12 protein-coding genes, 1 other RNA gene and 1 CRISPR repeat array are annotated in these 15,577 nt (G+C 51.6%); of the genes, 5 read left to right on the top strand and 8 right to left on the bottom strand.

Annotation, left to right across the window (positions count from 1 at the left end):
• Both ssrA and zwf read right to left on the bottom strand, forming a co-directional pair.
• Window positions 1-152, bottom strand: a transfer-messenger RNA (tmRNA) gene (ssrA, locus tag U2W12_RS00740); the annotation flags it as partial.
• A 297-nt stretch (window positions 153-449) separates the two neighbouring features.
• Entirely contained in the window at window positions 450-1,874 is a 1,425-nt protein-coding gene (gene zwf / locus U2W12_RS00735; RefSeq protein WP_326498762.1) for a glucose-6-phosphate dehydrogenase, read from the bottom strand.
• A gap of 379 nt (window positions 1,875-2,253) precedes the next feature.
• Between zwf and U2W12_RS00730 the strand changes: the two genes are divergently transcribed.
• The 5 genes from U2W12_RS00730 to U2W12_RS00710 all read left to right on the top strand — a co-directional run bounded on the left by U2W12_RS00730 (window position 2,254) and on the right by U2W12_RS00710 (window position 6,429).
• Window positions 2,254-2,619 carry a hypothetical protein gene (locus tag U2W12_RS00730; protein ID WP_326498761.1) on the top strand — a complete coding sequence of 122 codons (366 nt, stop codon included), beginning with the start codon at window positions 2,254-2,256 and terminating at the stop codon, window positions 2,617-2,619.
• Window positions 2,616-3,389 carry a slipin family protein gene (locus tag U2W12_RS00725; protein ID WP_326498760.1) on the top strand — a complete coding sequence of 258 codons (774 nt, stop codon included), beginning with the start codon at window positions 2,616-2,618 and terminating at the stop codon, window positions 3,387-3,389. The genes U2W12_RS00730 and U2W12_RS00725 overlap by 4 nt, the downstream gene beginning before the upstream one ends.
• Before the next feature lie 197 nt (window positions 3,390-3,586).
• Entirely contained in the window at window positions 3,587-4,003 is a 417-nt protein-coding gene (locus U2W12_RS00720) for a hypothetical protein (RefSeq protein ID WP_326498759.1), read from the top strand.
• 156 nt (window positions 4,004-4,159) lie between these two features.
• Window positions 4,160-5,115 (top strand): IS5 family transposase gene (locus tag U2W12_RS00715; RefSeq protein WP_326498758.1). Its coding sequence is split into 2 segments (ribosomal slippage): window positions 4,160-4,883 and window positions 4,883-5,115, totalling 957 coding nucleotides; the frame shifts between segments, so codons are not numbered across the junction.
• 624 nt (window positions 5,116-5,739) lie between these two features.
• The gene (locus U2W12_RS00710; protein ID WP_326498757.1) at window positions 5,740-6,429 is read left to right on the top strand and encodes an isoprenylcysteine carboxylmethyltransferase family protein; all 690 of its coding nucleotides are present in this window, start codon (window positions 5,740-5,742) and stop codon (window positions 6,427-6,429) included.
• Between the two features lie 255 nt (window positions 6,430-6,684).
• Here the strand turns inward: U2W12_RS00710 and U2W12_RS00705 are convergent, their stop codons facing one another.
• The 6 genes from U2W12_RS00705 to cas2 (U2W12_RS00680) all read right to left on the bottom strand — a co-directional run bounded on the left by U2W12_RS00705 (window position 6,685) and on the right by cas2 (U2W12_RS00680) (window position 14,153).
• Window positions 6,685-10,419 (bottom strand): AAA family ATPase, encoded by a 3,735-nt coding sequence (locus U2W12_RS00705; protein ID WP_326498756.1) that lies wholly within the window; start codon window positions 10,417-10,419, stop codon window positions 6,685-6,687.
• Window positions 10,416-11,660 (bottom strand): exonuclease SbcCD subunit D C-terminal domain-containing protein, encoded by a 1,245-nt coding sequence (locus U2W12_RS00700; RefSeq protein WP_326498755.1) that lies wholly within the window; start codon window positions 11,658-11,660, stop codon window positions 10,416-10,418. The genes U2W12_RS00705 and U2W12_RS00700 overlap by 4 nt, the downstream gene beginning before the upstream one ends.
• A gap of 173 nt (window positions 11,661-11,833) precedes the next feature.
• The gene (gene cas2, locus U2W12_RS00695) at window positions 11,834-12,145 is read right to left on the bottom strand and encodes a CRISPR-associated endonuclease Cas2 (protein ID WP_326498754.1); all 312 of its coding nucleotides are present in this window, start codon (window positions 12,143-12,145) and stop codon (window positions 11,834-11,836) included.
• Window positions 12,145-12,891 carry a CRISPR-associated endonuclease Cas1 gene (locus U2W12_RS00690; RefSeq protein ID WP_326498753.1) on the bottom strand — a complete coding sequence of 249 codons (747 nt, stop codon included), beginning with the start codon at window positions 12,889-12,891 and terminating at the stop codon, window positions 12,145-12,147. The genes cas2 (U2W12_RS00695) and U2W12_RS00690 overlap by 1 nt, the downstream gene beginning before the upstream one ends.
• On the bottom strand, window positions 12,891-13,847 hold the full coding sequence (cas1, locus tag U2W12_RS00685) for a CRISPR-associated endonuclease Cas1 (protein ID WP_326498752.1): 957 nt from the start codon (window positions 13,845-13,847) through the stop codon (window positions 12,891-12,893). The genes U2W12_RS00690 and cas1 overlap by 1 nt, the downstream gene beginning before the upstream one ends.
• 3 nt (window positions 13,848-13,850) lie before the next feature.
• Window positions 13,851-14,153, bottom strand: coding sequence for a CRISPR-associated endonuclease Cas2 (gene cas2 / locus U2W12_RS00680; protein WP_326498751.1), 303 nt, complete (start codon window positions 14,151-14,153; stop codon window positions 13,851-13,853).
• A gap of 38 nt (window positions 14,154-14,191) precedes the next feature.
• A CRISPR array of direct repeats spans window positions 14,192-15,576; the repeat unit is 37 nt; unit sequence GTCTTAATCCCTTCTTTATAAGGTCTTCAATTTAAAT.
• Window position 15,577: the final 1 nt, after the last annotated feature.

The following is a 15,577-nucleotide window of genomic DNA, read 5'->3' as shown; positions in this document are numbered from 1 at the left end:
AGTCAGAGGAATGGAGGCTGTTTTTAGGCAGCGAGAGCCATTGAGTAGTTTTCGTCGTTTGCGAATACTTTTTTTCTGTAGGTTTTACGAGGTGTACAGTCCTCGGCATGCACTTAAGGCTTTGCTACCCACGTCGAAGCCAGGTCGCCCCCTTATTTACGGAAAATAAGATAGAATCTTTAAGGTAAAAGTTCAAACTTTATGTTCTCGATCCGTGAGTTGAAAATTGATAGTGCCGCTATTTTTGCGAAAGCTTGTTTTGGGCTGCAAAAGGGCGTTGAAGTTTTGCCAGCTTTTGAACAAAAGTGGCGTTCATTTTTCCATCCTATTAGTCAAGTGTTTGTTCTAGAATGGACTTATATAATTCCCATCACGCCAATTATTGTAAAATTTTCAACGCCAGTTAACATGCCTCAGGTATGTTATAAACATCCAACAGAAAAATCACCTTATTCGGCGCTGCCATCTTTTGCCTCTGTTGGTTCGGGATTGTGCCAGCGGCCGTCCGCTGCGATGAGCGCGTCAGCCTTTTTTGGGCCCCAGCTGCCGCGTTTGTAAGGGCAAACCCGGCGGGGCGTATTAAGGACGGGGTCGACCACTGCCCAGGCTGCCTCAATCGCGTCCTCACGGGTGAAGAGTGCGCCGTCGCCAGTCATGGCATCTCCCAACAACCGTTCGTAGGGCGCTTGCTCTCCCAGTTGCTCTTCAACCAAGTAGAGCTCTCGTTGGTCGCCGATGAACTCCTTCCCTGCGCGCTTGACGCGAGCGGCGAGAGCAATGGCGGAGTTGGGGGAGAGCCGGAAGCGCAGATAATTGGCTCGTCCCGCTGCCGGCGCTGAATCGTCGAACAGTCTTTGAGGTGGCGGTTTCAGTTCCACCAGCACCTCCGCCGCGGTTTCAGCCAAAAACTTGCCAGAGCGCAAGTACCACGGCACCCCATGCCAACGCCATGAGTCGATGAACAGCCTCAGGGCGCAGAACGTCTCCACATCAGAGTCTTTCGCTACGCCGGGTTCCTTCCGGTAGCCCGCGTACTGGCCACGCGCCACATCGTCCGGCTGTAGCGGACGCATGGCTTGGAACACCTTGGCTTTTTCGGCATGCACGGCGCCAAAGCCCTGATAGGCTGGCGGCTCCATGCCCAGCAACGCGACGATCTGGAACAGGTGGTTCTGAATGACGTCGCGCAGACATCCGGCTGTCTCGTAAAACGCGCCGCGACCCTCTACGCCGAAATCCTCGGCCAGCGTGATCTGGACGCTGGCCACGCAGTTGCGGTTCCAAATCGGCTCCAGAAACGAATTGGCGAAGCGAAAATAAAGGATATTCATGATCGCCTCCTTGCCGAGATAGTGGTCGATACGAAAGATCGAGTCCTCTGGAAATACCGAATGCGCGATACGGTTTAGCTCGCGTGCAGAGGCCAGGTCGCGACCGAACGGCTTTTCGACGATGACGCGCGCTTGGTCATCCAAGCCCGCTGCGCCGAGTCCCTGGATGACCGTCGCGAACAGCGAGGGAGGTATGGCGAGGTAGTGCGCCGGGCTCCTGGCACTACCCAGAGCATTTTTTATCGCCGTGAAGGTATCTCGGTCGTTATAGTCACCGCACACGTAACTGAGCAGGGAGAGCAGATGGTCTAGTGCGCCTTGGTCATCGATCTTGCCGGATTTCTTTATGCTATCCATCGCCCGTTGACGCAGTTGATCTGTGCTCCACTTCGGAGCGGCAACGCCGACCACCGGGGCATTGAAGGCACCACGCTTCGTCATCGCGTAGAGTGCCGGAAAGATTTTCTTGTACGCCAGATCGCCCGTCACACCGAAAAGCACTAGAGCGTCGGACCGCGCCGCGCCGCCGTTGGTCTTGTTCATCTCAACTATCTCCATTCTTCACATCATATCCACTAAACTGCTGTCTTGGCGGAGAGAAGGCGATCGGCGTAGTCGGCTGCCGTCTGCGGTCCCGAAACTCAAAACACCCGAAGGGCTCCGCACTGACCATCTGCGCCGCCCCCCCTCATCGACCGCGGTCATGGTCAATTAGCATCCTTCGCTGGAATCTGAAATTCCACCGTCAAACTTCGCTAGCGCGAGACCGTCCTGAAGGGTATCGGCGTTAAGGTTTAGCAACCAAGAACCGATCACGATGTCTTTAAATTTGAACATCCATTGTATTTCATCTCAGCTAACCTGAGCCAGTGCTCCAAAGGCAATTCTGGGAAAATCAAATTCCTAATCGACTACTCAAGCTATGCGTCACACATCAGCTGGTATTTCTTCCAACTGCAACTTGTTAATAGCCATTACGGATAAAGATAATACTCATAGAATCATTGAACGACACTCCGATCGTATAGTCATTAGTTTTATTTCAACACCGGGGGCAATCATGGCCACACAAAGCTTCAAATCACACATTCTCCGCGTTGTCATCCTTCTTCTCGCTGTCGGGAGCCTGCTTTCGACAGCAACCTATGGACAAGGCGAGAAAAATGAAGCACAGCCGCCAATCCCCTCAACCAGCCCGGCAGATTCCAACCTGCCCTCGGTAGAACAAACGTTGGTCCTTGAGGGCGTTTTCGCCATGCAACTTGTGATGATTTTTGAAAGCATATGATCGACATTTCCTGCATCGAAATTTTTGCAGTGATCGTTTTTTTAATCGTTCTCTCCGGCTTCAGGATAGACCGTGAATACCAGCGAGGGGTCATATTCCGGCTGGGTAGATATTCCGGAATTAAAGGCCCGGGGCTGTACTGGATAATACCGCTGGTTGATCAAAAAGTGCGAATCGATATTAGAACTTCGACCGTCGATATCGAATCGCAGGAAACCGTCACCCGGGACAGTGTAACAGTTAAAGTCAATGCGGTTTTGTACTACAAGGTTCACGATCCTTCTAAAGCGGTGATTTCGGTAAAAGACTATCAATATGCAACCTACCAGGCCGCTCTAACAACTTTGCGGAATGTGATCGGCCAACATATTCTTGACGAGGTACTACGAGAAAGGGACAAAATAAACCATGCGGTTCGCGAGATCGTCGATCAAATCACGGACTCTTGGGGGCTAACAGTGGAATTTGTCGAAATGAAGGACGTTGAAATTCCCCAAACCATGCAACGAGCCATGGCCAAAGAGGCTGAAGCAATCCGCGAAAAACGCTCCCGAATCATCAAGGCGGAAGCAGAGCAAGAAGCTTCACAAAAACTGAATGATGCCGCAAAAATCATTTCAGAAAATCCATCGGCGCTGGAACTGCGCAGAATGCAAATGATTACCGAAGTGGGCGCGGAGAATAATACGACGACGATAGTCTTGATGCCTTCAGACTTTGTTACTGCGGCAAAAGAATTTACCCATTCTCTACAAAAGAAAAATGGTTAATCAAAAGGAATTCGCAATAAAAAAGAGCAGCTAGGCAATTTTGCGAACGATGTTGCCGTCTTCATACAAACTTTAGATATGTTTGCCGTTTTGTTTGGCGGTGCGGTGGCCATGCTGCCGGCTTTCATTCACGACGTCTATCATTATGGTCCTGAGGGACTTGGAATTCTTCGCGCCGCTCCGGCCATCGGTGCCTGATGACGGGATTATTGCTCGCGCGCTTCCCAATCAATTTACATGCCGGACGTTGGCTGTTGGCGACGGTAGCGGGATTCGGTATCTGCATTATCGGCTTTGCTTTAGCCATGAATTTTTGGGTTGGCGCACTATTCTTGATGGTCTCCGGCGTTTGCGATGGGGTGTCCGTGGTGATGCGCACGACCATCTTGCAACTGGCGACACCCGATACTATGCACGGACAAGTTTCCGCGATAAACGGCATCTTTATTGGATCATCGAACGAACTAGGGGCATTTGAATCGGGTGTTGCGGCACGCCTGCTGGGGTTGATGCCATCAGTGATTTTCGGTGGCTTGATGACATTGATTGTGGTGCCTGCAACTGCAAAGTTGGCGCCCAAATTACGCCGGCTGGAACTTCACCAATTGCATTGACAGTGTTAACCAGCGAAGGAGTACAGGAAGCGTAACGGTAGTGGAGCGGTGCATGACGCCCCCCGCATAGCCGCAATGCCGTTAAGGAAACTCTGAATAAGTCCTATGCCTGCGATAAAATATCCTCAGCCCGCCATATTCGATAGGTGCCCTCCAATGAAACAACTCGGACTCAGTGCCCCTCTGTTTGTGAAGAAACCGAAGCAGACTCGACGGCAACAATTTCTCCAGGAGATGGAACAGGTGGTGCCCTGGGCCTTATGGGAGAGCCGCATTGTGCCGCACTACCCGACGGCTGGCCGAGGCCGGCGCCCGTTTCCGTTGGCGACGATGCTGCGTATCCACCTGATGCAGCAGTGGTTCGGCTATTCCGATCCGGCGATGGAGGAGGCATTGCACGATATACCGATGCTGCGCGAGTTTGCCGGGCTTGATGCCGGAGAGGACGCCATGCCGGACGAGACGACGATCCTCAAGTTCCGGCGTCTGTTGGAAAGCCATCAGTTGGCGCAAACCCTATTTGATGAAACAGCGGCGCTGTTGGCCGAAAAAGGCTTGTTGCTGCGGCAAGGGACGATCGTCGATGCCACCTTGATTGCGGCGCCGCCGTCCACCAAGAACCGGGAACGGAAGCGGGATAAAGAGATGAGTTCGACCAAGAAAGGTAACAACTATCACTTTGGGATGAAGGCGCATATCGGGGTCGATGCCGAATCGGGCCTGGTGCATACGCTGGAGGTTACCACGGCGAAGGTCGCGGATGGCGTCATGACGGATGCCTTGTTGCACGGCGAGGAACGGATCGTTCTGGGCGATCGGGCCTATAGTCGCAAGGAACGCAATCTGGAGGCGGATCTCCAGGAGGGAGAGCCGGTCTGGGCGTTTCCGTTCAAGCGCAAGAAGGGCGAGACTTGCCTGCTGAGCAAGCGCTCTACAACCGCATGCTGGCCCCTTTGCGAGCAGCGGTCGAGCATCCGTTCCGGATCGTCAAGCGCCAATTCGGCTATACCAAGGTGCGTTATCGGGGCCTGTTCAAGAACGGGCAGCAACTCTATCTGCTGTTTGCCCTGGGCAACCTTTATCACGTTAGGCAGGCAATGAGACCGACCTAGGGGATAGTGCGTCCCGTGTCCTGGAAAACCGGGAACACTGGGCGAAACCACCCCAATAGCGGGCGCTGCCGGGAAGAATTTGCCTATTTTCGCCGAAGAGCCTCGGCTGGTCGTACGGTGTCAACCATAAAACCTACTTATTCAGAGCTTCCTTAAGTTAAGCCTCATCGACACTGCCGTTTGGGTTTGGGGGCGATACGGTTTTTGGGTCTGGGTGCTTTTCGATCGGGTCGTTTACGTTCGAGTGTCCCGGCGCAAAGAGAAATCAGTTCCACCACTTGATCGTGTGGCACGCGGTGGGCAAGACGACTTTGATCAGGCGCAAGGTCAAGGTTTTGCCGCTCAAGTTCATGCCGGCGTGCGTTGGCCGATACCGTTTGCTTGACCACGGTTTCGGAGAGATCTGTTTGGGTAACGGATTTCCACCCTAATAGCAGTGGAAATTATTAAGGTTATCGTGGAGGATATGGAGATTCTCAACATCAGAGATTTCATCGCGACCGCAATGACTATTGACTCTGATGGATTAAAGGAATCTCCCTCATAAACCGCAAACGGCCTTTTGCTTAGGGCAGAAGTTAATCCCCACGAAGTGGGGCATGTATTTTTCAGAATCCACGGCTAATGAATAATGAGCGATTAGCACAGCAAAAGCTGGGCAGAACGGCCTATGTGCTACTCTGGCTAGCATTCCTGGTGATATCGGCGATGCTCTTCCTATCCGCCGGGACGGTACGATATTGGGAAGCGTGGGTCTACCTGGCCATCATGCTCATTACCACATCGTTGATTGTGCAGTACTTGCTCAAAAACAGCCCGGGGTTGCTGGAACGACGTATGAGGATGCGCGAGAAAGAGCCGCAACAGCGATGGATTATAGGCTTTGCTTGGTTTTGGTTCGTGGTCACCTTCCTGACGCCAGGTTTCGATCAACGCTCTACAGCGTCCGATGTACCCACGGTCTTGGTGGCCATTGCAGATATCATCGTCCTGATGGGGTATTGCGTAATTTTTTGGGTATTCAGAGAGAATCCCTACGCGTCTCGCGTCGTCGAAGTGGAGTCGGATCAGCGCGTGATATCCACCGGCCCTTATGCCATGGTTCGTCATCCGATGTATTTCGGCGGAATATTGGTCTATCTGGCAACGCCTCTGGCTTTGGGCTCGTACTGGGCTCTATTGCCTGCGGTGTTCATCATTCCAATCCTGGTAGCGAGGATTCGGAACGAAGAAAGCATATTGGCGAGAGACCTCAAGGGCTATCGGGATTATCTTAAAAGTACCCGCTATCGCCTCTTTCCCGGGATTTGGTAACTTTCGGTGAACAATACACGATTAATTACCACTTAATTCATGCCACTCAAAATGAATGCAGAAAAGCGCCAAGGGTGGCATACGTTATTTTTATTGACCGGAAAAACGGTACAGAATAGTGGAAAAATATTGAAAGCCGTTTTACATCGTTGGCTTCTAGTCTAACGGTATTACACCCTCTTTGACGCTATCGGCCACATATGATCCAACCAGGTTTGTAATGAATTGATAACCACGTACAAAAACCGTCACGCTTTAACAAACACTAACTTTACCCAAGCCGCTACCGACCCGCTTGACTTCAATCCGGGTGCCAATGCGCTCGGTCATTTCCTGGACGTGGGAAATGACACCGACTTTGCGACCCAAGGATTGCAAACTATCCAGCGCATCCATCGCCACTCGAAGTGTCTCCGCATCCAGACTGCCAAAACCTTCGTCGATGAACAGAGATTCGACGCAGACGCGGTTTGAAGATAGCGACGCGAGCCCCAACGCCAATGCCAGCGATAGCAGAAACGATTCACCACCCGACAGAGAATGTACCGAACGGATTTCATCGCCCATGTCCTGATCCACTACCTGCAGCGCCAAGGTGTCGCCTACGCGTTCCAAGCGATAACGCCGGCTGAGGTCTTTCAAATGCTGGTTGGCATAGCCCAGCAAAATATCCAGCGTTAGTTGTTGCGCGATGTTACGGAAACGTTTGCCGTCGGCAGAACCGATAATGCTGCTCAACTTGGCCCAGGTGTTGTTGACGGCGGTTTGCGAAGTGATCTGCACTTGCAAGCCCGCACTGGCTTGCAAGCGCTCGTCGTCCATTCGTCGTTGCAGATTTAGTTCACCGTGTTGCCGAGCCAACTCCTCAAGCTGGACCGATAGCGCCAGTAATTGCGTTTCCAGGCTGTCCCGACTCTCCAACGAGCTTCGCGCATGTAAATGCTTTTCGCATTGCTGCCGACGTTCGTTAAGCACGGTTTGAGCTTGTGCCAATGTTTGGTCCAACTGTTGCAGAACCTGCCGCTCCCGCGTCAGCCAGTCGGCATCGTGCTGCAAATGCTGGCGCAAATCAAGCAGCGATAAAGGTGGCAGTTCTGGCCTGAACAAGGCGAATCCCTGTAACCATTGCGTCAGCTGTAGTTCTGCCGTTGCCGATTGTGCTTGGCGAGCGACCAGGATGTTCCGTAGCTGGCTGACGGTTTCCTGCGCCGTCGCCGCTTGCGTCGTCGCCGCATGCGCGGCTGTTATCGCCGCCTGCAACGCGACTTTGGCCTCATTCAGCGCTTTCGCCAACTCGGCATCCACTTCCGTTACCGAACGGCCATTCAAAATGGCTTGGCGCTGCTGCTGTTTGTTGCTCAGTTCGGCATCAATGCCTCCGAATGAATCAGCCGCGGCATCCAGATGCGTTTCAGTTTGTGCGACACTGCTCCGCAAGCCGGCCAAGCTGGTTTGCTGAATCGCCAGTTGATTGGTTAATTGCTCGCGCTGAACTTGCCGAGTCCGCCAATCTTGCGCTTGTTGTAGATAGCGCTGATAAAAGCTCTCCGCATCAGCCAACCAGTCCTGCCGCCAGATAGAGCCTTCAAAAGCGGCATCCAACTCATCCATCTGTTGTTCCAATTGCTTGGCCAGGGCTTTCTGTTTTTCTTTGGCGTTATCTAGCGCAATTTGGGCAGTTTGCTGGTCCGCCTTGGCGCGATCCAGTTGCTGCTGAAACCCATACTGCTGTTGGATGATCTCCTCCAATGCCTGCCGGGCTTGGTCCCTTGCCGAGAATGCCGAGCCCATGGCTTTTAAGCGATCCGATACAACGCGCTGCGCCTGCTCTTCCGCCTTGGTTTGCTGAATGAGCCAAGGCGTAATCGACTCGTCAGCCATTGATGAACAGCCCAATGACTCTGCATGAACATCCCAAAGCTTTCGTTGTTCGGCGATTTGCGTGGCCAGTGTCTCCAGCGCTCCACTAGCCGCCTCCGCTTGCTTGTCGATCTGTTGGATATCCAAGTTCAAACGGTCTTTCTCCTGCTCCGCTTGTTTGCGGCGTTGCAGGCAGGCTTGAACTTCCGTTTCCAACGCTTTCAATTCCTCGCGCAACGGGTGTGCTTCACTGGCAAACGGATGTTGTGTGGAACCGCAGACCGGGCACTCAGAGCCGGGCTGAAGCTGAGTGCGCAGCGTTTCCACGTTTTCGCTACAAGCCAGTTTGGCCAGGTCCAGCATTTTGGCTGCCTGCTCATGACTGGCGACCAGTGCCGGCAACCGGCTGATAACAACCTCCAATCCTTCGCGAGACTGTTGTCTCTGCTCTTTCAAAGCATGCAACGCTTGATGTTGATTGTCACTCGTCGAGTTCAATTTTGTCAGCTCCAACCAACAAGAGTCGGCCTTGCGCAGTTGCGACAGACGGAACTCATGTTGACCATGCTCAGCAGTCAACGCATCGGCATCGAATGGCTTTGCGTGGCTTTCAGCCGTTTCCCTGCGTTGATTGGCTTCCGAGACTTTGGACTGCAACCCATCGAGTTGAACTTGAACGGTTTTGACAGTTTCCTGAACCAAACTCAACGAGGCTTCGCTTTTCGAGCAAAGCGACCGTGCCGCATCCAGTTGATGAGAAATTGTCTTGCTTTGTTTGAATAGCGTGTCCCAGCGCGGCCACTGTTCGCTCAAACGCGCCAAACCAGCATTGCTATCCAGCCACGCGGAACACTCGACCAAATCCAGCTCGGTCTGTTGCCGCTTTTGTTGTGCATCATTGCATTGGCCCTGCAATTCGCTCAACTGATGACGCGCCTGAAGCAAGTCCTGTTGCTGCTTGAGATGCTGGGGCAGTAAGGTATTGATTTCCACATCCAAAGCACGGGCCTTAACTATTTCGACCTCCGCCTCTGCTTTCCGTTGTTCGGTCGCTTGTAGATACTGCTCGGCAGCCTTTTGTTTTTGCATCGTCGATTGTTGACTATCCACCGCAGTCGCCACGGCTGTTTCCGCCGCGTCGAGTTGCTGTTGTTGCCGTTGGCATTCGCCGTGCAATCGGTCGTGATCGACTAACAAAGGACGCCCTGCCTGTAACGACTCGATCAAACTCAAATAGTCGCGACGGGCTTGCGACTGCAGATGTTCGTCTTGCGCCTGCCCCACCCGGCTTTGCGCGTCCAGCTCGGCGGTTTGCAGTTCCTGATTGCGCTGATGCCAGTTAAGATGAGTCTCGATCGTGGCCTTTTGCTGCTGGGCATGATTGACGCCGTCTTGCAGCACTCGAATTTGTTCGAGCAATGCCTCCCGTTCATTCTCGGCAAGAGGCTGCCGGGCGGCCAGTTGATGGAGTAAGGCATCGAGTTTTTGCCGTTCCAGTTTGGCCCGCTCGAAGGCGCGTTTGGAAATATCGCTATACTGGCCGGTGCCGGTCAAGGTTTCCAGCAAACTGGCCCGTTCGTCGTCGCCAGCCTTCAAAAACACGCTGAACTCGTTTTGAGCCAACAACACCGCGCGGGTGAACTGATCGAAATTCAAGCCCAGCTTTTCTATGATCGCATCCTGCACCTCGGTTTTCTTGCCGCCGATGGCTTGCAGCTCCGGCAAGCGAAACAGCGTCATTTCGCTGGCCTGCAATTTACCGTCCGCCCGTAAACGCGCCCGCCGCACGCTCCAGCGGCAACGGTAATGTTGGCGATCGTTGCCAATGAATTCCACTTCGGCATAGCCTTCCGCAGAGCCGCGCCGCAGTAAATTGCGGGCATCGTGCGGCGGCAGGGTTTCGTCGCCGACATCACGCAGATGCACGCCCTTACTGCCGGCCTGCTGCAAACGCGGCGTTTTGTCGAACAGAGCCAGACACAAGGTATCCAGCAAGGTGGATTTACCCGAGCCGGTCGGGCCGCTGATGGCAAACAAGCCTGCCGAGGCCAAAGGCTGCTCAAGAAAATCGATCGAAAACTCGCCGGCCAAAGAAGCCAGATTTTTACCGCGAATCGCCAGGATTTTCATGATGGCGTCTCCGTCTCCAGCAATAACTCTTGAAAAACCTGCAACAGTTCAGTAGGAACGGCAGTGCCATATTGGCTTTGATAATGCCTTTTCAGCACATCTTCTGGCTGCAAGTGGCTCAGGTCTCCCAAACCTAGGTCCGCGGTAGTGCTGGCTGGATCATTGCCCCGCTGATAGCTGACATCTATACCCGCCAACCGCACGGGTTTGCCGGCCAGTACCGACTCGATCGCTGATCGCGCGCCAGGCTCCGGCGCATCGAACAGCACCCGCACTTCCAGATAAGGCCAACGCTCTTCGGATAAGGCTGGCTCGGCAAACGGTAAGGCCGCGAGCGTTTCCAGAACGTCCGGCAACGGCGCTGGCTTGGCGGGAATCCTGAGCAAATCAACTATGCGTGGTACGTAATGGCTCTGGATGGATTTAAGTTGCTCACCTTCCAATTCAACACAGACCACTTGATGGGGATAATCGATTTCCGAAAACGACATCGGTAATGGGCTACCGCTATAACGCACCCAATCTCTGCCGCCGACGCTTTGCGGCAAATGCAAATGGCCCAGAGCCGCGTAGGCAATGTGCCGATCAAAAATCGCCACCGATAACGACTCCAGACCGCCGACCACGATCCGCCGTTCCGATTCCAGTGATACCGCCCCTCCGTCTAGATGGCAATGCCCCAGCGCCACAATGGCCTCGCCGGCTTGCCTTTTCGATAAAACCTCTTGCAAGGCTTGCTGATACAAGGCTTCCACCCCAGCTAAATAGGCATCGCCATCCGTCTCGACTCTGGGCACATCGCCCGGGCGCAGAAACGGTACCGCCAGGCACCAAGCCCGCAACACACCGTTCCGGTCATGCAACGGCACAATCAAAGATGCCGTATCCACTGAACCGTCCTGCTTCCGTAGCGTCTGCCCTACCACACGGGTGTCAAACAAATCCAATAACGGTGATGGTGCCTCCAACCTGCTTGGCGAATCGTGATTACCGGCGATCATTACCACCCGCAAATGGGGCGCGGTCTCGCGCGCGGCCTGCAAAAAACGATACAACTGCTTTTGTGATGCCGAAGACGGATTGGCGTTGTCGAAAATATCGCCGGTGACTAGCAATGCATCGATATCCTGCTCGCGAATCTGGCCCAGCAACCAATCAAGAAAACATTGATGCTCAAACTGACGATCAAAGCCGCGAAGACTATGGCCTAAATGCCAGTCCGATGTATGAAAAATCCTCATCCTCAACCTTATTACATCCAATTACAAAAAAGTCCCAGGTAAAACCGATTTCAGCCAGCTAATCTTGGCGCTTTCACGAAAATCATGTCTCGTCGATAAGCAAGATTGCTAGCCGCTCCCACAACAAAGACCATAAGAAAGAAGCCGGTTTCTACCAAATACCAATTACGCACTCAATTTCCCAATATGCGATCAACACCACCGGTAAACAACATCACACCCTCGGGAAAATACTGCTTACCCAAGGAAACAGTCTCGGTATTTTCTGGCAGCCGGTAACAACGCACATCATCCTCCATCCACACGATCTGCTCTGTGATACGATCCAATAATCGCAGCAACCGAGGTCGCTTCATCACCACGGTAAATACAGAATACTGCACAGGCAACCCCTCTTTCTTCAAAATTCGGTGCACCCTGCCCAGGCGTTTCGGATTGGCAATGTCATAGGCTATCAGATACAAGCCCAACTGACTGTCCGCCATCAGCTCACCGCCAACAGAAATTGATGCAATTTATTGATCGTGCTGCGAAATAGCAAATAGCATCGATCTGTGCGTTGTTGATACAGCACCGCCATTGCCTGCATCTGCGCATTCTTATCACCCGTCACCTCGTCCTCCAGCAGTAGCGGATAAAAATCCCAAACCAACAACCGGCTCAAAAACATGGCCAAATCCATATCATTATCGATCAGCGCCTCATCGTCGCCGACAAACCCGGCCTCAGGCAACCACAGCAACAATTCGGCATGCACTAAACTTTGCAACAGATTGGCACAATGCCGGCCTTCGCTCCCCAAACTGTCAGACAACTGGCGGCGTAAACTCACCACCGGCACTTCCCGCCAATCGATCAAACCGATCCGCCGAGCAAAACTGCGGGCGGCCATCTTTTCCATCGATAGCGTCCAATTTTCATAAAGCGCAGGCCCATCCGCGCGCGCCAATAAATCCACCAAACGCTGCGTCAGCGCCTGTCTCTCGCCGGCATGCCCTAGCCACCTGGCTCGCAATTCACCATTTTTCTCCAAAAACAGCACTGCAATGCCGGCATCGGCACAAGCCAGCAGAGCCGACATCGACCACTCGACAACGCCTTTGCACACCACCCTGGAAACCCGCGATATCGGAAATAGCTGATCTGCCTTGTCAGCCAACGACACCCGCAAAGCCGGTTCGTCCAACACCACCCGGCAACCGGGCGAGCCATTGATGTACAAGGGGCGCATTAACGAGCCTCATAAGCCAATTGATAACGCTTGGACAATGCGTGCCCATAACGCCGCAGCAAACGCCTAGTCGGAGCGGCGTTCGCCTCGTAAAACGCATAAAAACGCTGCCGACCGGTCTTGTTCATCAGACAACGGCCTTGATCATCGCTAAAATGTTCGACGCGCAGCTCCCGCTCACGAAACAACTGCCACACCCAACCATCCATCACCGGCCGCAAAGGTTCCATCAAATCACAAGCCAGCGATTCACGTCCAAAACTCAGGTCATGATAAAAACCCAACATGCTATCCAAACCAACATGATGGCAAGCCCGCACCGCATCGTAATGCAGCAGGGTATAACCCAGCGACAAACAAGCGTTGACCGGATCGGGCGGCGGGCGCTTGTTGCGGCCGGTAAAATTTAACGACGGCGCAAACAATTGTGTAAAACCGCTAAAATACGCCGACGCCGCCGAACCTTCAAACCCCCGCAAGCTGGCTAGCGTCACCATTGACTGGTCTTCCCGCAACTGACCAATAATGCCACTCAAAGTTTGGATAGCGCGCAATAATGGATGGCGTAAATCGGCCCTCGACGCTATAGCCTGCTTTAATAATCGCTGCTGCGAACGCACCTTCACCAACACCAACCAACGCGCCAACGGAAGACGCAAATCATCGTTCAGACTCGTGCAATATTGCCCCAAACGCCGAGCGCTATCGCTATGCGACCGTCCGGCCAGCATTGCCGTCGCCTCGCTATGGCGGCCTGACAACATCAGCAAACCGATATTGCGTTCCGACAACGCCCCCATTACCCTGCTTTCCAATTGCACATTTCCTCGCAGCACGATGCGCTCCAGCAAATGCAACGGCACAGAACCCTTTCTGGCGCCGTCTTCATACAGTGCCAATGCTTGCCCTTCCAATTTAATGCCGAGATTTTTGCGATCCAAATACAAACTGCTCATTCACTACCCCACATAAAAAAACGAACCGTCCTGAGGAAGCACCGCTTTGCCAAGCGTACGAATGTGTTTAACCCCCGCCAGACGCAGCACGACAAAACGATCCTCCTCAGGGTTAATGACCTGGGCAATGTCTTCCAGCAGCTGTTGTTTTTCGGTAGCCGTCAAAAAACATTCAAACACCGACTTTTGCCCGCCCGAGGCATAACCGCGCAGCACATAAAGAGCCTTGCGCAGTCGCCTGTTACAGGAAATATCGTACGCCGCCAGATACAGTTGCCGTTTAGCCATGTGGATAAAGTACTGCATTCACGCGTTAATGACTGAGTTGACAAGCTTGTCGTCAAACAATAACCCCTTTTTTATAAGGTCTTCAATTTAAATACAAAAGAGGTATAGACATGAACCACCAACCAGCAAGTCTTAATCCCTTCTTTATAAGGTCTTCAATTTAAATGCGAATTTTACAGTTCTAGTTACCGCCGCACCTGAGTCTTAATCCCTTCTTTATAAGGTCTTCAATTTAAATTAACCGATAATCAAGCATTGATAGTTGCTAATAAGTCTTAATCCCTTCTTTATAAGGTCTTCAATTTAAATCCATGTACCTGATCGACATCTATACCAAGTTCAACCGTCTTAATACCTTCTTTATAAGGTCTTCAATTTAAATAAAGATATTGCAACAAGAGAGCTACAGGTTCTGGAGTCTTAATCCCTTCTTTATAAGGTCTTCAATTTAAATTTATCGGCGTGCCGTTTCGCTCAAGTAATGTCTTAATCCCTTCTTTATAAGGTCTTCAATTTAAATGGCCATCCAGACGATGCTTACCCGGAAGAAGGCGGCGTCTTAGTCCCTTCTTTATAAGGTCTTCAATTTAAATACAATAGGAGGCAGTCATGATAGACGCACAATCGTCTTAATCCCTTCTTTATAAGGTCTTCAATTTAAATGGATACGCAAAGCTCGAATCAGGCGAGGAATTAAGGTCTTAATCCCTTCTTTATAAGGTCTTCAATTTAAATGGTGCTGCCATTCAAGACAGCACTGGGATTTTGGGTCTTAATCCCTTCTTTATAAGGTCTTCAATTTAAATCTCGGAGAGCAGAGATGTCTTACAAAATTGGTAATGTCTTAGTCCCTTCTTTATAAGGTCTTCAATTTAAATTTAAGAGCAGCCAATTATCAATTCCGGAGAAAGGGTCTTAATCCCTTCTTTATAAGGTCTTCAATTTAAATATATCTAGAATTGAAGGTATCGAAGCCGTCTTGTCTTAATCCCTTCTTTATAAGGTCTTCAATTTAAATGGTCGTTTCTCTGCTGCAATGTATTACCACTACGTCTTAATCCCTTCTTTATAAGGTCTTCAATTTAAATAATATCGAGAAATATAATAGATATTAACGAGCCAGTCTTAATCCCTTCTTTATAAGGTCTTCAATTTAAATATCTATTCCTTCGGCTAGGTGTGAATCGCTCGGTCTTAATCCCTTCTTTATAAGGTCTTCAATTTAAATCAAATGAACGATTATAAAAGCTGCCCAAAACGACGTCTTAATCCCTTCTTTATAAGGTCTTCAATTTAAATTCTAATGCTTATCATATTGAGTACGCGAAAACCGGTCTTAATCCCTTCTTTATAAGGTCTTCAATTTAAATATTCGCCCATGAACGCATTGCTTGAAAAAATTGAGTCTTAATCCCTTCTTTATAAGGTCTTCAATTTAAATC

The sequence above is a fragment of the Methylomicrobium sp. Wu6 genome (assembly GCF_035916875.1).
In the GTDB taxonomy this organism is placed as follows: domain Bacteria; phylum Pseudomonadota; class Gammaproteobacteria; order Methylococcales; family Methylomonadaceae; genus Methylomicrobium.
The sequence above is the reverse complement of the archived record's forward strand: the minus strand, read 5'-3'. Positions and strand labels throughout refer to the sequence as shown.